This window comes from Actinomadura napierensis, assembly GCF_039529375.1.
Classification (GTDB): Bacteria; Actinomycetota; Actinomycetes; order Streptosporangiales; family Streptosporangiaceae; genus Spirillospora; species Spirillospora napierensis.
This window is the reverse complement of record NZ_BAAAMR010000413.1, coordinates 1-260: the sequence shown is the minus strand read 5'-3', so window position 1 is coordinate 260 and position 260 is coordinate 1. Positions and strand designations below refer to the sequence as shown.

Genomic DNA, 260 nt, shown 5'->3' with positions numbered 1-260 from the left:
AACACCTCATTAGGCCTAATGCAACAAGCAGCTTGGTCAATCACTCAACAACTCATTGTACTTTTTCAAAAACAAAATTTTAAGAATATTGCTGTTTGGTGCGGACAGGGTAATAACGCTGGTGATGGCTATTTTATAGCAAGCTATCTCAAACAAGCTGGGTTTCAGGTTGGAATATTTGCGGCTGAGTTGGGCGAGTCAGCTGATTTACACCACGCTGTCCATTTTGCGAAAGAAAATCATGTTCAAATACACCAAGG

The 260-nt window shown here is 40.8% G+C and carries 1 protein-coding gene; it reads left to right on the top strand.

The features are described from left to right. Window positions 1-18: 18 nt before the first annotated feature. The coding region (locus ABD296_RS50210) for an NAD(P)H-hydrate epimerase (RefSeq protein WP_344285811.1) at window positions 19-260 on the top strand (242 nt) is incomplete at its 3' end.